21 protein-coding genes are annotated in these 17,280 nt (G+C 30.4%); 11 read left to right on the top strand and 10 right to left on the bottom strand.

From position 1 onward, the window contains the following. The first annotated feature begins 23 nt into the window (after positions 1-23). The 4 genes from ACKGJI_RS11575 to ACKGJI_RS11560 are packed head-to-tail and all read left to right on the top strand — an operon-like array spanning position 24 to position 3,218. A complete protein-coding gene (locus ACKGJI_RS11575) occupies positions 24-758 on the top strand; it encodes a 5-oxoprolinase subunit PxpA (protein ID WP_458700477.1) in 735 nt (244 codons plus the stop codon). Beyond that, positions 748-1,416: a 5-oxoprolinase subunit PxpB gene (pxpB, locus tag ACKGJI_RS11570; RefSeq protein WP_458700476.1), complete on the top strand. Its 669-nt coding sequence runs from the start codon at positions 748-750 to the stop codon at positions 1,414-1,416. Before ACKGJI_RS11575 ends, pxpB begins: the two co-directional genes overlap by 11 nt. Next, entirely contained in the window at positions 1,413-2,330 is a 918-nt protein-coding gene (locus ACKGJI_RS11565) for a 5-oxoprolinase subunit C family protein (RefSeq protein WP_458700475.1), read from the top strand. The genes pxpB and ACKGJI_RS11565 overlap by 4 nt, the downstream gene beginning before the upstream one ends. Before the next feature lie 33 nt (positions 2,331-2,363). Then, complete coding sequence (locus ACKGJI_RS11560) at positions 2,364-3,218, top strand: universal stress protein (RefSeq protein WP_458700474.1); 855 nt, start codon at positions 2,364-2,366, stop codon at positions 3,216-3,218. A gap of 38 nt (positions 3,219-3,256) precedes the next feature. Here ACKGJI_RS11560 and ACKGJI_RS11555 read toward each other — a convergent pair whose 3' ends face one another. The 5 genes from ACKGJI_RS11555 to ACKGJI_RS11535 all read right to left on the bottom strand — a co-directional run bounded on the left by ACKGJI_RS11555 (position 3,257) and on the right by ACKGJI_RS11535 (position 6,601). After that, positions 3,257-3,670: a DUF4405 domain-containing protein gene (locus tag ACKGJI_RS11555; protein WP_458700473.1), complete on the bottom strand. Its 414-nt coding sequence runs from the start codon at positions 3,668-3,670 to the stop codon at positions 3,257-3,259. A 27-nt stretch (positions 3,671-3,697) separates the two neighbouring features. Continuing rightward, complete coding sequence (locus ACKGJI_RS11550) at positions 3,698-4,897, bottom strand: DUF6781 family protein (protein ID WP_458700472.1); 1,200 nt, start codon at positions 4,895-4,897, stop codon at positions 3,698-3,700. Between the two features lie 9 nt (positions 4,898-4,906). After that, the gene (locus ACKGJI_RS11545) at positions 4,907-5,167 is read right to left on the bottom strand and encodes an HP0495 family protein (RefSeq protein WP_458700471.1); all 261 of its coding nucleotides are present in this window, start codon (positions 5,165-5,167) and stop codon (positions 4,907-4,909) included. Beyond that, a complete protein-coding gene (moaC, locus tag ACKGJI_RS11540; protein ID WP_458700470.1) occupies positions 5,142-5,618 on the bottom strand; it encodes a cyclic pyranopterin monophosphate synthase MoaC in 477 nt (158 codons plus the stop codon). The genes ACKGJI_RS11545 and moaC overlap by 26 nt, the downstream gene beginning before the upstream one ends. 74 nt (positions 5,619-5,692) lie before the next feature. After that, entirely contained in the window at positions 5,693-6,601 is a 909-nt protein-coding gene (locus tag ACKGJI_RS11535; protein ID WP_458700469.1) for a DMT family transporter, read from the bottom strand. Positions 6,602-6,663: 62 nt separating this feature from the next. Here ACKGJI_RS11535 and ACKGJI_RS11530 point away from each other — a divergent pair, with 62 nt between their 5' ends. Continuing rightward, entirely contained in the window at positions 6,664-7,008 is a 345-nt protein-coding gene (locus tag ACKGJI_RS11530) for a DUF4870 family protein (protein ID WP_458700468.1), read from the top strand. 31 nt (positions 7,009-7,039) lie between these two features. Here the strand turns inward: ACKGJI_RS11530 and ACKGJI_RS11525 are convergent, their stop codons facing one another. The 3 genes from ACKGJI_RS11525 to ACKGJI_RS11515 form a co-directional block, all read right to left on the bottom strand. Further along, positions 7,040-7,273, bottom strand: coding sequence for a thioredoxin family protein (locus ACKGJI_RS11525; RefSeq protein ID WP_458700467.1), 234 nt, complete (start codon positions 7,271-7,273; stop codon positions 7,040-7,042). 17 nt (positions 7,274-7,290) lie between these two features. Beyond that, positions 7,291-8,235, bottom strand: a complete 945-nt coding sequence (locus tag ACKGJI_RS11520) for a permease (protein ID WP_458700466.1) — start codon at positions 8,233-8,235, stop codon at positions 7,291-7,293. 135 nt (positions 8,236-8,370) lie between these two features. Beyond that, the gene (locus ACKGJI_RS11515) at positions 8,371-9,261 is read right to left on the bottom strand and encodes an aspartoacylase (RefSeq protein ID WP_458700465.1); all 891 of its coding nucleotides are present in this window, start codon (positions 9,259-9,261) and stop codon (positions 8,371-8,373) included. A 147-nt stretch (positions 9,262-9,408) separates the two neighbouring features. Here ACKGJI_RS11515 and ACKGJI_RS11510 point away from each other — a divergent pair, with 147 nt between their 5' ends. From ACKGJI_RS11510 to ACKGJI_RS11485, 6 genes are all read left to right on the top strand, one after another. Continuing rightward, complete coding sequence (locus ACKGJI_RS11510) at positions 9,409-10,554, top strand: M20/M25/M40 family metallo-hydrolase (protein WP_458700464.1); 1,146 nt, start codon at positions 9,409-9,411, stop codon at positions 10,552-10,554. A 90-nt stretch (positions 10,555-10,644) separates the two neighbouring features. Continuing rightward, positions 10,645-12,180 carry an ABC transporter substrate-binding protein gene (locus tag ACKGJI_RS11505; RefSeq protein ID WP_458700463.1) on the top strand — a complete coding sequence of 512 codons (1,536 nt, stop codon included), beginning with the start codon at positions 10,645-10,647 and terminating at the stop codon, positions 12,178-12,180. Positions 12,181-12,223: 43 nt separating this feature from the next. After that, a complete protein-coding gene (locus ACKGJI_RS11500) occupies positions 12,224-13,174 on the top strand; it encodes an ABC transporter permease (protein ID WP_458700462.1) in 951 nt (316 codons plus the stop codon). Position 13,175: 1 nt separating this feature from the next. Then, positions 13,176-14,030 (top strand): ABC transporter permease, encoded by an 855-nt coding sequence (locus tag ACKGJI_RS11495; RefSeq protein ID WP_458700461.1) that lies wholly within the window; start codon positions 13,176-13,178, stop codon positions 14,028-14,030. 7 nt (positions 14,031-14,037) lie between these two features. Continuing rightward, entirely contained in the window at positions 14,038-14,994 is a 957-nt protein-coding gene (locus ACKGJI_RS11490; protein ID WP_458700460.1) for an ABC transporter ATP-binding protein, read from the top strand. Then, positions 14,976-15,944, top strand: coding sequence for an ABC transporter ATP-binding protein (locus ACKGJI_RS11485; RefSeq protein ID WP_458700459.1), 969 nt, complete (start codon positions 14,976-14,978; stop codon positions 15,942-15,944). Before ACKGJI_RS11490 ends, ACKGJI_RS11485 begins: the two co-directional genes overlap by 19 nt. A gap of 429 nt (positions 15,945-16,373) precedes the next feature. Here ACKGJI_RS11485 and ACKGJI_RS11480 read toward each other — a convergent pair whose 3' ends face one another. Then, on the bottom strand, positions 16,374-16,568 hold the full coding sequence (locus ACKGJI_RS11480) for a hypothetical protein (protein WP_458700458.1): 195 nt from the start codon (positions 16,566-16,568) through the stop codon (positions 16,374-16,376). An 8-nt stretch (positions 16,569-16,576) separates the two neighbouring features. Next, positions 16,577-17,278, bottom strand: a complete 702-nt coding sequence (locus tag ACKGJI_RS11475) for a cytochrome c biogenesis CcdA family protein (protein ID WP_458700457.1) — start codon at positions 17,276-17,278, stop codon at positions 16,577-16,579. Between the last annotated feature and the right edge of the window lie 2 nt (positions 17,279-17,280).

The raw sequence follows: 17,280 nt of genomic DNA, 5'->3' as shown, positions 1-17,280 counted from the left end.
CCTGACCCCTTAGAGGAGTGAAGATGAAATTGAATTGTGATTTGGGCGAGAGTTTTGGTTCTTGGAAAATGGGAGAGGATGAATTAATCATACCTCTTATTGATATGGCAAATGTGGCTTGTGGTTTTCATGCTTCTGATCCACTTGTGATGCAAAAAACAGTTAAACTTTTAAAAGAAAATGGTGTTCAAATTGGAGCACATCCTGGATATCCTGATTTGGTTGGTTTTGGAAGAAGAAGTTTAAAGTGTAGCTTTGAAGAGATTGAAGCATTTGTGATATATCAAATAGGAGCACTTAGCGGTGTTTGTAAATCTTTGGGGACAAAAGTAGAGTACGTAAAACCTCATGGAGCACTCTATAATGATATGATGAGAGATGAAGTTGTTTTAAAAGCGATTATGAGTGCAATTAGTAAGATTGATAATAGTTTAAAACTCATGATTTTATCAACTACTAAGAATAGTTATTATGAAAAATTGGCTAAAGAGTTTGGAATTGGGCTTATTTATGAAGTCTTTGCGGATAGAGCTTATACAAATGAAGGATTATTAGTACCAAGAACTCAAGAAGGCGCAGTTATCCATGATTTACATGTAGTCTTAGATAGGATTAATTTACTCAAAAAAGAGGGAAAACTAATAAGCATAGATGGAAGTGAGATTGAGTTGAGAGCTGATAGTATGTGTGTTCATGGAGACAACAAAGAAGCTGTTGCTTTTGTTAAGGCTCTAAGGGAGTATATCGATGAGGTTTGAAGTAGCTTCGGTTGATTCTCTTATAATTTATTTTGGAGATAAAATTGGTGAAGATGTTGCAAGTAGTGTTAGAGGAGCTTTTTTTACTCTAAAAAAGCTTGATATGTTTGTAGAATTGATTCCTTCTTATACTTCTTTGTTAATTAAATATGATTTTATAAAATATAGTTTTGATGAGATAAAAGAGCTGATTTTAAAAGAACTTGAAAATAGCTCACAAGAGATTATTGAATCAAGAAATATAACTTTACCTGTTTATTATGGGATTGAGGTTGGATTGGATTTGGAAGATATGTCAAAGCAAAAAGGCTTGAGTATTGAAGAAATTATACAAATCCATACTAAAAAAGAGTATTTTGTATATGCTATTGGTTTTGCCCCCGGATTTCCTTATATGGGTGAAGTTGATAAACTAATTGCAACTCCAAGATTAGCAAATCCAAGAGCAAAAGTCCCAAAAGGAAGTGTTGGCATTGCAGATACTCAAACAGCAGTTTATCCTAGAGTCAGCCCTGGTGGATGGAATATCATAGGAAGAACTCCAATTGAAATGTTTGATAAAAGTTATGATGGTTTTTCTTACTTCAAAGTTGGAGATAAAGTTACTTTTAAATCTATTGACAAAGAAGAGTTTTTGAGTTTAGGTGGTGAGTTATGAGTGGCTTTGAAGTACTAAATGGTGGAATTCTAGCTAGTATTCAAGACTTAGGGAGATTTGGGTTAAATGAGATTGGAGTTAGTGAAGCTGGTGTTTTAGATGAATACTCTTTTAATTTATTAAATCAAATATTGCAAAACGATTATGGAACAAATGCTTTAGAGATTGTTTTTGGTGGAGTGAAACTAAAATGCAAAGGTAATACTCACTTTGCTTTAACTGGTGCAAGTGTTGATGTTAGTGTAAATAATAAAAAAGTTGAAATGTATAAGACTCATGCGCTAAAAGATGGAGATGTTTTAACCATTGGCTTTGCAACAAGTGGAGCTAGAGTGTATCTTGGTGTTAAGGGTGGATTTGAAGTAGAAAAAGAGTTCAATAGTAGCTCAGTAAGTATAAAAGAGGGAATTGGTGGAAGAGTAATTAAGCCAAAAGATTTTTTAAAATTTTCTACATGTAAACAAAACTATAATATTGTTTTAAAAGAAAAATATAGATTAAAATTTGATAAAGTAATAGAGCTTAGAATGGTTAGTGCTTATCAGTGGGATAAGTTTGAAGAAAAAGAGCGAGAAAAGTTTTTTAATAGTACTTATGAAGTTACAAGTCAAAATGACAGGATGGGTTTTAGATTAAGTGGTGAAAAAATAACTTCTACATGTAATGGTATTATCTCTGAAGGGATTGCTTTTGGTGCAGTTCAAATCCCAGCTCATGGAGAGCCAATAGTTTTACTAAAAGAGAGGCAAACTATAGGAGGTTATCCAAAAATCGGTTCAGTCATAAGGGTTGATTGTTTTAAGTTAGCTCAAGCAAAGCAAGGAGATAAGATAAGGTTCAAACTTGTAAGTTTAGAAGAGGCGAGAGAAAGTTGTAAAAAATTTAATAACTTTTTTAGTGAAATAGTAATATAGTAAACATAATTTTAATTATATAAAGGATATCTAATGATACCAAAGAAATTGTTTTTTCCAGTTGGTGGTGGAGATGATGAGTTGCGAGGCAGAGTTTATGGAGCCTTGTTAGTTGCAAAGTATTTTAATACACACATAGAGATACTGGTTTCTCAAGCAAATGTTGCACGAGCAATACCTCAAGGTATGGGAGTATCTGATGACATTTTGAAAAGATTGGAAAAAATTTATTTAGAAAATTTAAAAAATGATGATAAAAAAGACCAAGAAATTTTAAAGCAGTGTGCGGTTGATTTAGGGATTGAAATGACTTGTACTCCGATCGAAGGTAAAACAACAGCTTGTTTAAATGTTGTTTCTGGTCTTAGAAGTCAACTTGTAACAGATCATTCAAAATTTTGTGATATGGTAATAGCAGCTACTCCTCCAAAGGGTGAACCAACTGCTACTTTTGAATCTGCTGTTATGGAAAGTGGAAAACCTGTTATGATTATCCCAAGAAAATTAGAAAAATTTAGTACGGATAACGTTTTAATTGGTTGGAATAATTCCCCCCAGGCAAGTAGAGCTATAACTGAAGCAATTCCTGTGATGAAAAATGCAAAAAAAGTTCATATAGTTAGTACAAAATCTTATACAACTAAAGAACTTACAAGAGTTAAAAAACTACAAGAATATCTAAAAATTCATGGAATAGAAACTACTTATGAGATTATAAAAACTACTTTGATTCCTGGAGAAGCTCTTTTAAATAGTGCAAAAAGATTTGGTGCTGATTTAATTGTTGCTGGTGCTTATGGAAGAAAAGGTGTTAAAGAGTTATTCCTTGGTGGTAGTTCGCCATATATTTTAAAACATACGGATATTCCAACTTTTGTTGCTCATTAAAATATAAAATGATATAGAAACTTTGTGTTTCTATATCATTATCTTAGCCTATCTTTTTTAAACTGTTCTATCCAATAACTATTAAAACTTTTGTTTAATTTGACAAAATGCTCTATAGGTTCAAACTTTTCTATAGTTGCTACAAATAATATGATAGTTATTGCCAATGCTATAAACATTTCTTTTGTAAAAAATACCATTTTTCTTGCTTTGTTTTTAAGGTATGCCTTTATAGGTTTTATATTTAGCCAGATATGAATTAATCCAGCTATTGTAAAAACTACCATAAAAGATAGATGAAGCGCTTGCCACTGCATTTTATCAATACCAAGCATTTTCCATTTTATCATCATTGCAAGTCTTCCAAAAGGTGATATAAACTCAGCAACACCACTTACAACCATAATAACAAATGAAAAAAGCATTATAAAAGAAGTTGTTTTTCTTAGCATGATAATATCTCACAAAATGTTGTAAATTTATTTTTTGATTGCATCTTGGGCACTTTTAAGGGCATTTTTTGCTAGTTTCCATGCATGTTCACCAACTCTTTTTGCCTCTTTTGCTGCTTTTTTAGTTGCTTCACTATTTTTAATTGATTCTACTTTTTCTTCTGCTATTTTTTCTAATTCTTCTATTTTTTTCTCAGCTTTTTTAATAAAATCATTGTCTAAATAGGCAGAATTATTTTTTAGCTCTTCTATTTTTTGGCTAATAGTTTCGCTTGTTTCAGCAGTTACTCTTTTGATTTTTGCTAAAGAGCTGTTGAGCTCTTCATCAAGAATATTAGATATAATCTCTTTTGATATACCATCACTTATGTTTTTTAACTCTTCTAATAGGCTTATAAAATCATCTTCAACTCTTATTAGCTCTTTTTTTATGTTAGATAGATTTTTATTGCTAAGGTCTTCAATCTCTTCTGGTGCAAATTTAAGGTCATTTTTAAATTTGTCTATTGCCTTTGCCATACCCTCTTTTGTACCATGGATTACACCACTTAGTAACTCTTTTGCGTTTGCTTGGTCATTGTCTGCAATTTCAATTGCAACTTCTATGATGTTTTTTGAAATATCTAAAAATCTTTTCTTTAAAAAATCACCTTCATTTATCGCTTGATATGTTATGTTTTTTGTTATTTCAAAGGCTGTATCTTCTATATCAACAGCTTTTTCAAGAGTTGTTAAAAGTGCTTCACTTGCAGTTTCTCTTAGAATTCCTAGCATTTCTATACTTTTTAATTTAGTATCACTTAGTGCTTGAAGTGAAATATCAGAATTTGTATTTTCCATATTTTGGATGTGTGATTCTAGTATATTAAATGTATTTAAGATATTGTGTCTAATACTACTTTTTTGCTCTTCTATATATTTTTCAAGTTGTTCTTTTTCGTAAATTGTTTTATATAAAAATTCTTCTTTATCATGATTTGCAGCTTTTATAAGACCTGAGATAATAGCTTCTATATTTTCTTTTGTTTCAAGATTTGCACTATTTAGTGAACGCATATATACTTCAAAAAGCTCTCCAAGTCTATTTTGTATATTTGCATCATCTTTTAATCTCTGAATTCTTTTTTTGGATAGTTCAAAAGTTAACTCATGAATTATGGCTGATAGATTTTTGTTGTTTTTATTTTCTTCTAGCGAGGCACTAAATATATTTTGTAAAGATTTCATTTTATTTCCTTATAGTACAAATTTTATAGATTTGTGTTTTTTTAACTCTTCATAGATAGCTTTTCTTTCATCATCACTATTTACTAGTGTTGTGATAGTGTGACTAGTGTATTTGCCACCTTTTGAGTTGTTTGATTGTTTTATGGTGTGCTCTTTTTTATCTAGCACATCAGATGCTATTTGGCTTATGTCATGGTGTGATTCACAAATCGCTTTGTATTCCCAATTGCAAGGGTAATCAAGTTTAAGCTTCTCTTTTGAATTCTCCACTCTTGCCTCCACTTTTTGATTCTAACTGGACATTTGAGATAACCATTGACTTGTCAATTGCTTTTGCCATATCATATATGGTTAACAAGCCAATACTAACTCCAGTTAAAGCTTCCATTTCAACACCAGTTTGGCCTTTTAGTTTTGCAGTTACAAAAAGTTTAAATCCAGGAAGCTCTGGTAATTCTTCTACATCTACATTGACACTAGTTAGCATCAAAGGATGACACATTGGGATTAAATCACTAGTTTTTTTAGTCCCCATAATAGCAGCGATTACTGCTGTTTGAATTACAGGACCTTTTTTTGTTTTTTGATTTGTTATCATAGAGTATGCATCAGAACTCATTTTTATAATTCCACTAGCTACTGCTACTCTAAAGGTATCTGCTTTGTCTGATACATCTACCATCTTTGGTCTATCTTTTTCATCTAGGTGCGTTAATTTCATCTTAATTTCTCCTTTTTAATGAGCAAAGCCCATTAAAAATTCCTCTTGCTAAAGCTAGTACTTTGTACAGAAGATTATTTTGATTTTTTTATAGTAGTTATTATATCAAATTTGATATTGTTTAATATTGAAACGGCGATAACAGTCATAATTGTTCCAATTACTACATGTAAACCTATGTTTTCTTTTAAAAAGATAGCACTTAGTGCAATAGCAAAAAATGGTACTAAAAAGATAAAAGAGCTAACTTCATTGGTGCCAAGTTTTTCTATACCTATAAAGTATATAGAGGTTGCAAAAGTGGTTCCTCCTATGGAAATTAGCAAGATATTTAATAAAAACAGATTATCATATTGTATGTTTTTAACAAATGAGATATCAATGAAAAATATAAAAGATAAGATAGTTGTTAAAGTGTACATGTAAAAAACAAATACGATAGGTGAAACTAGAGTGTTTTTTGAACTTATGATTGTAAGTATTGGCCAAAATATGGAAGCTAATATGAAATAAAAATTATATTTTGTAAGAATCATAGAACTTGGCATACTCCAAATTCCAAGCATCATCATAACTCCAAATCCACCAAGTATAAGAGCAAAAAAATCAATATTTTTTATTTTTTTACCAAAAAACAAAGCCATTATTAAAAAAGTATTGATTGGAACCAAAGTTGTTACTAAAGCTCCTCCAAGTCCAGCACTCCCTAGTTTTGTACCTAGAAAAAAGAATTTCATATAAAGTATGTTAGCAATTGCAGCTATAAGTGCAATAAAGGCAGTTTTTTTATCTATCTTAAATGATTTTTTTAAAAAGATGATTACTGGGAGCATACTAATTGCAGTTATTCCAAATCGTAAAAACATCATTTGATATTCATTTATGTATGAGCTTAAAACCTTTACATTTACCCAAGACGAACCCCAGCCTAGCATTGCAAAAACCAGTAGTATGTAAAATATTATTTTATTTTCTGTTTTCAAAGTTCTCCTTTTGGTATTATTTTAGTATAATTTTCATTATAACGATGTTACAAAGGTTATTTATGCAGTATTTGGAAGAAAAAAAGATAGAATCAACTAAAAAAGTTATTTTTGTTGTTTATTTGCTTTATGCATTGTCATATTTTTTTGGGATAACTTATCTTATCGGTGTGATAATAGCTTATGTTAAAAAAGGCGATAGCAAAATAGAGTGGCTTGAAGATCACTTTAGGTGGCAAATCAATACTTTTTGGGTGACTTTTGCGCTTAGTTTTGTAGGAGTTTTAACGATTTTTATAGGTATTGGTTGGTTTATTCTTTTGATTTCTATGATTTGGAATATTTACAGAATCGTAAAAGGATGGCTTAAATTAAATGATGAGATAAGTCCATATAACCTAAACTAGTTTATTTTACTAGTTCGGGTTATATTGGGTTTTAATTTTGTAAGATTTTAACTATTTCATCAACGCTTAAAAGTTTTCCTGTACTTTTAACAACACCATCAACAACAAGTCCTGGAGTGCTTACAACTCCATACTCCATGATTTTCATAATATCTTCAACTTTTTCTACTGTATGAAATCCACCAATTTTTGCAACTGCTTGTTTTGTAGCTTCTTCAAGTGCTTTACATTTAGAACATCCCGTTCCTAGTATTTCTATTTTCACCTATAAATCTCCTTTTTTTATAAAATAGCATTAAAAAGATAGCCAACACCTATAATACCAGCACCAACTATTCCAAAAAATGCTCCTATTAGCTTTACATGTAGAATCTTTTTTAATATCATAGCTTCAGGAAGACTAAGAGCAGTTACTGCCATCATAAAACTAAGAGCAGTTCCTAAAAGCATTCCTTTTCCTGTTAACACTTCAACTAACGGCATAACACCAGCAGCATTTGAATACATTGGTATTCCCATCAAAACTGCGATTAAAACAGCAAAAGGATTATCTCCCCCGGCATATTTAGCAATAAAATCAGCTGGTATATAGCCATGTATAAAAGCCCCAATTCCAACCCCTATCATAACATAAATATAAATCTTTTTAAATATATCAGCTGTATAATCCCATGCTTCTTTCACTCTTTGCTTAAATGTCATTTTGATTTTAACTTCTTCAAGTTCACCTTCCATTGGCTTTACATCTAGCAAGATATATTTTTCTAAATTTAGCTTTCCGATGAAAAATCCTCCAAATATCGCTACAATAAGTCCAAATCCGATGTAAATAGCTGTGATTTTCCAGCCAAAAAGTCCAAATAAAAGAGCAATCGCAATTTCATTGTTCATAGGTGAGCTTATAAGAAATGAAAATGTAACCCCAAGAGGAATTCTAGCTTGAATAAATCCTAAAAAAAGAGGAATTGCACTACAACTACAAAAAGGAGTAATTATCCCAAAGAGTGCTGCTAAAACATTTCCATAAAACTGAGATTTACCTTGTAAGTGAGCTCTTACATACTCAGTGTTAAAATGAGTTCTTAGGTATGAAACTACAAAAATAATAGTAATCAATAAAAACCAAATTTTTCCAACATCATAAATAAAGAAATTTATAGCTTCATTTAAATGCCCCTCTAAGCCCAAAATATCAACTGTGAGGTAGTCAACCAGTTGTTTCCACATAGATTGCCTTTGTTTTTTTCAACGAAGTATAGCATAAAATATTTAATATATCAAGATATATAGATGTATATTGTATATTGAATACGCTTTAAATTAGTTAACGTATTCAATATTATTTTAATAGAGTAAAATTCTTTAGATATTTATTATCTTTTTTTCAGTTAAACACATTGCGAAGCCTTTTTCATAATATGCTGCTTCATTGATAAACAATGCATATAGGTCTTTTTCTTCTAAGTATTGTATAATTTTTCCATCCAATGTTATAAAAAGTGGATCTCCTTTTCTAAGCTTATAATACCCATTATCTTGTAGATTTGGATGAACAGTTGCATTTAAATCCCCATTTTCTCCTCTTGGAAAATCAACTAATTTTACATAGTCATAAATTTCTATCTCTTTATATTTTGTAGTTATTTTGTTTGTATTTAAGTTTTCAAAATAATCAAGTATATGTCCAATTAGTTTTTCTGTTTCAAAAAACAAATCCGCTCTTAAAACACCTTGAGGTATAGGGCCTACTTCGATAGCAAAGCCATCTTTTGTAATAGAGTTTAAAAAAGATACTTCATTTGTATCTCCTTCCCATCTAAAAATTTTCAAATTGGGAACCATCTCTTTTAAGTGTGCAGCCACTTGCCAAGTTAATGGATTATTGTTATCAATAACAATTGATAAACCCATATCGGAAGTTGTAGAGTGTAAATCTACAATAAAATCTACATTAGTTTTTTTTGCCCCTTTTGGTCCAAGTTTTTCATTAATATTTTTTGCTAATATTTCTTCGTACAAATATTTTGAAGGGTCATTTAAGTCTTTTGTTATAAACGTTCTATTTAAATCTATATCTACATATCTAGTACATTTTTTCATTGCACCTACATTAGTATGCATACATATTGTTTCAAAACTATTTCGTTTTATTATTTGTGGATTTTCTTTAAATTTATTAACAAGGTACACCCCTGTAAGTTCATTTCCGTGTGTTCCGCCTGTTATTGCAACTTTTTGAATAGTCCTAGACATGTATTTCTCCTATGAAATTTTGTATTGAGACATTATAACGTAAAAAAGTAACTTTATTTCAAAATAGTTTTATTTTACTATTGTATTAAGCTCTAATTTATAAACCATTGGTAATAATCAATCTTATGTACAATAAGGAATAAACAAATGACAGATAAGATAGACCTTATATTAAATGATAAGTCATCGGAAATATATAAAAATTTTGAAAATATTGTTAATATAAACAGTTTTACATCTAACTTAGATGGTATTAATATGGTGATGAATAAATTGTTGGAGATTTCTTTTAGTCTTAATATTCCATTAGAAACTGTATATTCTAGTAAAAAAGCTAGACCACATTTGATGTATGGAAAAGAAAAGAAGGAAAATTTCTATGCATTAATAGGACATTTTGATACAGTACATTCCCCTAAAAGTGATTTTAAAAGTTTAAAAGAAGTTGATGGTCTTCTAAAAGGTCCAGGGACTAATGATATGAAATCAGGTCTTATAGTTGTAATGTATTCTTGCTATATTTTAAAAGAATTATATCCTGATATTGAATTACCATTTAAGATATTGTTTAATTCTGATGAAGAGGTAGGATCTTTAGATTCTCAAGAAATTATTGAAAAAGAGTTTATAGGTGCTTTAGCTGGATTTGTTTTTGAACCAGGCAGGCCAGGCACTAGAATTGTAACACAGAGAAAAGGTATTGCTACTTTAGATATTGAGATTATAGGAAAACCTGCTCACTCTGGAGTTGAACCTTGGGAAGGAATAAACTCTATACTTGCTGCTTGTGAAATAATATCAAAACTAGAAGCACTTAATGATTATGATAGTGGTATTATAGTTGGTTGTAATCAGATTGATGGTGGCGTGGCTAGAAATGTAGTTCCTGCAAATACAAAGATATTGGTTGATATTAGATTCTTAACTATGAATCAAAAAGAAAAACTTTTTGATGATATAGAAAATATTTTAAATTCTAAAAATTCAGTTGGTGCTGAGGTTAAATATAATTTAGAATTAAATAGACCTCCTTTGGAAAAGAGTTCAAAGAGTCAACAAATAGCAAAATTATATATAGATACTTCAAATGACCTAGGAATAAAATGTGAAGAAATGTCAACAGGTGGTGGTTCTGATGGCAATTTTTTAAGTGCAATGGGTATTCCGACAATTGATGGAATGGGTGCAGTAGGTAACTATAGTCATACTAAGAAGGAATTTATATACAAAGAATCACTTATTTATAGAATAAAAATATTTGTTTTATTTATGAGTAAATTATTAAATAAATAATTTTAAAGTTGGGGATATTTGAGTAAATGAGGTTCTATAGATTGTTTATCTTTAGATTATAAGAGTATAAATAAACCTAAAGGAGAAGGTATGAAAAAAAAATTTACAGTTGCAATAGCTACATTGGCACTACTTGGTACAATGGGTGTTGCTAAAACTTTAAAGATTGGTTTAGCATCCGGTGCTTATTCTATGGACCCGCAGTTTTTTAACGAAACAGCAACGAATAGTATTTTGTCAAATATATTTGACACATTAGTAAGATTTGATGAGAATATTAAAGTTCACCCTAGTTTAGCAGAATCATGGAGTAATCCTGAACCAACAGTTTGGATTATGAAGTTAAGAAAGGGTGTAAAATTTCATAATGGGAATGCATTTACTGCAGATGATGTTGTATTTTCTTTTGACAGGATTAAAAACTGGAAAAAATCTGGTTTTAAAGGTAAAGTATCGATGATAGAGAATGTTGAAAAAGTCGATGATTTTACAGTTAAGTTTACTACAAAAAAAGCCTTTCCAGTATTTCTAAGGAAATTGACTTATGTTAATATATTAGATAAAGAAACAGTTGAAAATAAAAATGATGATTGGATAGGATTAAATCCAATTGGAACAGGTCCTTATAAGTTAGATTTATGGAGAAAAGGCGATCAAATAAAACTAAAAGCAAATCAAAACTATTGGGCAGGAAAACCAAATTTTGATGATGTTGTTTTTAGAGTACTATCTAATAATGCTACTAGAACTGCAGCAATTTTGAGTGGCGAAGTTGATTTGATTAATAGAGTTCCTGTAGTTGACGTAAATAGAATAAAAGGTAATTCTAAATTAAATACCTTTGTGAAACCTGGTTTAAGATTAATATATTTACAAATGGATCAATTTAGAGATAAATCACCATATGTTAAAACATCAGATGGTAAAAATCCATTTATGGATGTAAGAGTAAGAAGAGCAATATATTATGGAATAAATGAAGATGCTATTATAAAACACATAATGAAAGGATTTGCAGAGCCTGCGTCTCAGTTCCATCCAAGTGTTGTTGTAGGATATGATCCTTCTATTAAGAGATTTAAGTATGATCCAGCTAAAGCTAAAAAATTATTAGCTGAAGCAGGTTATCCAAATGGTTTTACCGTTACACTCGATGCTCCTAATAATAGATACATAAATGATGCTCAAATAGCTCAGGCAATTGCTTCTTCTTTAGCAAAAATAGGAATTAAAGTAAAAGTAAGTGCTGTTCCAAAATCATCTTTCTTCCCTAAAACAGCTAAGCAACAAACAAGCTTTTTCCTTATAGGATGGGCTAGTAGTGATGGTGATGGAAGTTCAATGTTAGATGGCGTTGTTCATTCAAAAGATGACGAAAAAGGATATGGAAGATATAACAACGGTAAATATTCTAACCCTGAAGTTGATAAGCTTATAGAAGAAAGTGATGCAAATATGGATCCAAAATCTCGTGTTAAACAGATGCAAAAAGCTCAAAAAATTGCAATAGTAGACGATCAAAGTATTATTCCTTTGCATTATCAAGTTGATATATATGCAAGTAGTAAAAAAATCAAATTTGCACCAAGAACAGACAGTAGAATTTGGGCTTTTGATATAAAATAAGTTTTTTCACCTCCTTTTGGAGGTGAACTTTCAAGGGAAGAAGATGTTAAAATATATCTTAAATAGATTATTTCACTCCGTTATAGTTATGTTTGTTATAAGTTTCATAGTGTTTTTTATAATGTTTAAAGCAGGAGATCCTGTTCAGCTTCTACTGCCACCTGATGCAACCCAACAAGATGTCATTGAAATGAGGCACGCTTTAGGTATAGATAAATCTTTTATAAAACAGTATGAAGCTTTTTTGATTAAAGTATCAGAAGGTGACTTGGGTAATTCTTTTGTTTATGGGCAACCAGCCCTTGATGTAGTTTTTGAAAGACTACCTGCTACATTAGAGCTTTCCGTTTTAGCTATGCTTTTTTCTATACTGTTTGGTATTCCTCTAGGCGTTATATCTTCTATTAAACCAAAAGCATGGTATAGTAGGCTCATAATGTTTTTATCATTAAGTGGTATATCGGTACCTGTTTTTTGGACTGGTATGGTGCTTGTATTGATTTTTTCTGTTATCTTAGGTGTCTTACCTAGTTCAGGAAGAGGTGAAGTTTACCTTTTTACTAGTGCTTTTACATGGGATGGTATAAAACATTTAATTATGCCGGTATTGACATTGTCATTTTTTCAACTCGCACTTATCTTAAGGTTAACACGAACTGGTATGATGGAAGTAATGATGCAAGATTATATAAAATTAGCAGCTGCTAAAGGGGTTCCTAGAAGAGTGATTGTATATTACCACGCATTAAAAAATTCTCTAATCCCATTAATTACAGTTATTGGTATACAGTTTGGGCAGTTAGTTGCTTTTACAATTGTTACAGAAACTATTTTTGCATGGCCTGGGACAGGTAAATTAATAATTGACTCTATACAAAATTTAGATCGACCTATAGTAGTAGCTTATTTGTTGGTTATATCTTTTATATTTGTTGCTATAAATTTTATTGTAGATGTGCTGTATACTTTTATCGATCCTAGGGTGAGGGTATAACATGAAAATTTTTAAAAGTGAACTCGTTGTAGAATTTTTTGAAGATAAACTAGCAGTATCTGGTTTGATAATATTTATATTTTTATCTATATTTGCTCTATTTCCTTCTTTGTTTTCATATCAAAATCCCTATGATTTAACACAGCTCTTTTTGGAAAATAGTTTTCAACCCCCAAATAATAATTTTTGGTTGGGAACTGATGAGCAAGGAAGAGATATTTTTTCTGCAATGATATATGGTTTGAGAATTTCTTTATATGTAGGAATAGCAAGTACATTATTGTCTGTGATGATAGGCTATACATTAGGACTTATTTCTGGATACTATGGTGGTTGGGTAGACAGTATCATTATGAGAATTGCTGATATACAACTTTCTTTTCCAGCAATACTAATAGCTCTTATAATCATGGCATTGTGGGGTGAAGGTATAGGAAAAATTGTAATTGCTATTACTATTGTAAATTGGGTCTATTATGCAAGAACTGCTAGGGGTGTAGTTTTGTCTGAAAAAGAAAAAGATTATGCCCAATCTGCAAAAGCACTAGGAATGAGCAATTTTTGGATAATTTTTGGAGAAATTATGCCAAATACTATGGCACCAATTATCGTAATAGCTACTGTTAGAATAGCAAACGCTATTATTTTGGAAGCTACTTTGAGCTTTTTAGGCTTAGGTGTACCTATAACTGAACCATCATTAGGTTCTTTAATTTCTAATGGTTACCAGGTTCTTTTTAGTGGTTATTGGTGGGCATCTGTATTCCCTGGGATTTTATTGATGATTTTGATTATATCTATAAATCTTATAGGTGACAGGATGAGAGATATTATGAATCCTAGGTTAAAAAGGTAGGCAAAGGATGGCTTTATTAGAAGTAAGAAATTTAAAGACACATTTTTTTACAAGAAATGGGGTAGTTAAGTCAGTAGATGGAACAAGTTTCTCGATAGAAAAAGGAGAAATTTTAGGTATTGTTGGTGAAAGTGGAGCTGGGAAGTCTATTACTGGGTTTTCTATACTTGGATTAATTGATCCTCCTGGTAAGATTGTAGATGGTGATATAATCTTTGATGGCAAGAATCTAGTAGAATTAACCCAAGATGAATTGGAGCAGATACGAGGAGATGAAATAGCTATGATTTTTCAAGATCCTCAAACATCATTAAATCCCGTAGTTACCATTGGAAAACAATTAATGGAGGCTATACTTTATCACAATAAAAATGTTACAAAAAAAGATGCTTATAATACTTGTGTTGAAATTTTAAAAACTGTTGGATTGCCTGCTGCAGAGAAAAGAATGAAAAGTTATCCTCATCAACTTTCTGGAGGAATGAAACAGAGAGTTGTAATAGCTATGGCACTTTTGAATAATCCTAAATTATTAATAGCGGACGAGCCAACAACAGCTTTAGATGTTACAATACAAGCTCAAATATTATATCTGATGAAAAAGTTAAGTAAAGAGTTCCATTCAGCTCTAATCCTTATAACCCATGATATTGCTGTTGTATCTCAACTTTGTGATAAAATAGCTGTTATGTATGCTGGTAGAATTGTAGAGTATGGGAAAAAAGAAGATGTTATTTTTAATCCTTTGCATCCATATACAAAAGGTCTAATTGAGTGTTTACCAAAGCTTAATGATGATAAAGAAAGGTTGTATCAAATTCCAGGTATTATGCCTTCACTTTTGAATTTGCCAAAAGGTTGTTATTTTAAAGATAGGTGTGAGTTTGCAGATGAACAGTGTGATACTTATCCACAAATGCAAAAGATTGATAAAAGGATTGTATTTTGCCACAAAGTGAAGTAAAATTATTAGAAGTAAGGGATGTAGAAAAAATTTTTAGTGTTAAAGTTGGTACTTTTGAAAAAAAAGATTTACATGCATTAAATAAAGTTAATTTTAATATTTATAAAGGAAAAACACTATCTTTAGTAGGTGAAAGTGGATGTGGAAAAACTACAGTAGGAAAAGTTATATTAGGCCTTTATCAAGCTACGCAAGGTAAAGTATTGTTCAAGGAAAAAGATATAGCAAAATTAGCTCCAGATGAAAGAGGAGATATTCAAAAAGATATACAGATGATTTTTCAAGATCCATACTCATCACTAAATCCAAGAAAAAAAATAAAAACTATATTGGAACAGCCATTAAAAATTCATACTAATATGAATAAAAAAGATAGACAGGAAGCCATATTATCATTATGTAAAGATGTAGGAATAGATTATAGTTATCTTGAAAGGTATCCGCATCAGTTTTCGGGAGGACAAAGACAAAGAATAGCAATAGCAAGGGCTATGATTTTAAAACCAGAATTAATACTTGCAGATGAACCAATTTCTGCACTTGATGTATCAATTCAAGCTCAAATTCTAAACCTAATGATGGATTTACAAAAAAAATATAAATCCACAATGCTTTTTATAACTCATGACATAAGCGTTGTAAAGCATATTAGTGATTACATTGCAGTTATGTATCTTGGTGAAATAGTAGAATATGCTAGTAAAAAAGAATTATTTAAAAACCCAAAACATCCATACACAAAAATGCTTTTTTCTACTGTACCTGATATTCATACTCCTTTGGCTACTGAGAGTGTGTTGAAGACAGGAGAGATACAAAGTCCCATTGATTTACCAAAAGGGTGTTTCTTTGAAAATAGATGTCAATATAAAAATGACAAATGTGCACTAATTCATCCTGAATTAGTAGATATAGGAGATAATCATTTTGTTAGATGTCCAATAATCTAAAAGAAGTAAAATTAAATTATTGATCAAAATTATTGCTAAGAAGCTAATTTTTGTGTTTTTATGTAGTATAAATAATGTTTGTTTTTATCAATTAGCAATTTGATATATTTAAAATAGTTCTACATGTAGCTATTTTTGATTGATTAAATTTTTTTATCGAAGTTTTTATAATATGATTACATAATGGTATGAAAATTTGTAATTCCCTTTGTCATTGTTTTCATGTTCTTTCACTAATCTTACCTATAATATTTTTAGTTTTTTAAGAGTACTAATTAGTTCCTTTTGTTCTATTAGTCCTACATGATTTCCTATATAATTTCCCTCTTCATCAAGAAAAACTTGAGTAGGAATCATCCTAATACCAAATCCTTGTGCAGCTTTCATGTCTTTGTAGATATCTACAAAATGTATGTTGCTTTTTGGGTATTATGATTTTATCTTATATAAAATTTTACCCATTTCAACACAAGAGTGGCAACTAGTTGAGCCAAATTCTAACATTAAAGCTTTACCGTTTCCAATTTTTATTTGAGAAAAAGGAGTTGCCTTAAGCGTTGGTTCGGCTGCAATAAGATTAAAAGTTGCAATCAACAGTGCAATCAAAATAAAAAGTTTCTTCATGATATTCCTTAAAATAAAAGATATGCTTTATAAGCAAAATATCCGCTAATAATAAATAGCGTAACAATAAAAAATACATTTACAAATTTGCTAATTTTGTTTAATAGAGCAGAACTAGCAATATTTTGTGCAAAACCTATGGAAATTCCTGCAAGCAACAATAAACTAGCATGACCAATCGCAAAAGCCAATACTAAAAGGTAAGAATATATCCATCCAGAGTTTTCAGCAACTGTAATGATAGCTATCAAAGGAGCTGTTGCACAAGGTGAGCTAACAAGACCAAATATCAAGCCGATGATAATTGCACCATAAAGCTTAAACTTTATAAACTTATCTGTCACCTTTTGTTTATCAATACTACCAAAATAACCAAGTGCATAAAAAGCAACTAAAAGTGTTGCTAAGCTTGCTAGTATATACGCCCAAATTGGAGCAACACTAAGCATTAACCCTACTTTAGATACAAGTAGCATGAGTATAGAAAAACTGATGATTAAACCAAATACAAATAAAAAAGAAAATTTATAGATAAATTTTTTCTTTTCTTTTGGAGATAAATCTTCACTCAAAGTTATTGCACTTCCTGTTAAAAGAGGAAGTGTAACAATAGAGCATGGAGCTAAAGAAGTTATCACTCCTACTATTAGTGAAGCAAAAAGTGAAACAAAACCATATTGTTGTATATAATCTATTAAAATATTTTCCATGT

The sequence above is a fragment of the Sulfurospirillum sp. 1307 genome (assembly GCF_054408545.1).
This window is presented reverse-complemented; position numbering and strand designations above follow the sequence as displayed.

Excerpts from the sequence above, each read along its gene's own strand:
- ACKGJI_RS11575 (WP_458700477.1), top strand. The coding sequence starts at position 24 with ATGAAATTGAATTGTGATTTGGGCGAGAGTTTTGGTTCTTGGAAAATG.
- pxpB (WP_458700476.1), top strand. The coding sequence starts at position 748 with ATGAGGTTTGAAGTAGCTTCGGTTGATTCTCTTATAATTTATTTTGGA.
- ACKGJI_RS11565 (WP_458700475.1), top strand. The coding sequence starts at position 1,413 with ATGAGTGGCTTTGAAGTACTAAATGGTGGAATTCTAGCTAGTATTCAA.
- ACKGJI_RS11560 (WP_458700474.1), top strand. The coding sequence starts at position 2,364 with ATGATACCAAAGAAATTGTTTTTTCCAGTTGGTGGTGGAGATGATGAG.
- ACKGJI_RS11555 (WP_458700473.1), bottom strand. The coding sequence starts at position 3,670 with ATGCTAAGAAAAACAACTTCTTTTATAATGCTTTTTTCATTTGTTATT.
- ACKGJI_RS11550 (WP_458700472.1), bottom strand. The coding sequence starts at position 4,897 with ATGAAATCTTTACAAAATATATTTAGTGCCTCGCTAGAAGAAAATAAA.
- moaC (WP_458700470.1), bottom strand. The coding sequence starts at position 5,618 with ATGAAATTAACGCACCTAGATGAAAAAGATAGACCAAAGATGGTAGAT.
- ACKGJI_RS11530 (WP_458700468.1), top strand. The coding sequence starts at position 6,664 with ATGCAGTATTTGGAAGAAAAAAAGATAGAATCAACTAAAAAAGTTATT.
- ACKGJI_RS11520 (WP_458700466.1), bottom strand. The coding sequence starts at position 8,235 with ATGTGGAAACAACTGGTTGACTACCTCACAGTTGATATTTTGGGCTTA.
- ACKGJI_RS11515 (WP_458700465.1), bottom strand. The coding sequence starts at position 9,261 with ATGTCTAGGACTATTCAAAAAGTTGCAATAACAGGCGGAACACACGGA.
- ACKGJI_RS11510 (WP_458700464.1), top strand. The coding sequence starts at position 9,409 with ATGACAGATAAGATAGACCTTATATTAAATGATAAGTCATCGGAAATA.
- ACKGJI_RS11505 (WP_458700463.1), top strand. The coding sequence starts at position 10,645 with ATGAAAAAAAAATTTACAGTTGCAATAGCTACATTGGCACTACTTGGT.
- ACKGJI_RS11500 (WP_458700462.1), top strand. The coding sequence starts at position 12,224 with ATGTTAAAATATATCTTAAATAGATTATTTCACTCCGTTATAGTTATG.
- ACKGJI_RS11495 (WP_458700461.1), top strand. The coding sequence starts at position 13,176 with ATGAAAATTTTTAAAAGTGAACTCGTTGTAGAATTTTTTGAAGATAAA.
- ACKGJI_RS11490 (WP_458700460.1), top strand. The coding sequence starts at position 14,038 with ATGGCTTTATTAGAAGTAAGAAATTTAAAGACACATTTTTTTACAAGA.
- ACKGJI_RS11480 (WP_458700458.1), bottom strand. The coding sequence starts at position 16,568 with ATGAAGAAACTTTTTATTTTGATTGCACTGTTGATTGCAACTTTTAAT.
- ACKGJI_RS11475 (WP_458700457.1), bottom strand. The coding sequence starts at position 17,278 with ATGGAAAATATTTTAATAGATTATATACAACAATATGGTTTTGTTTCA.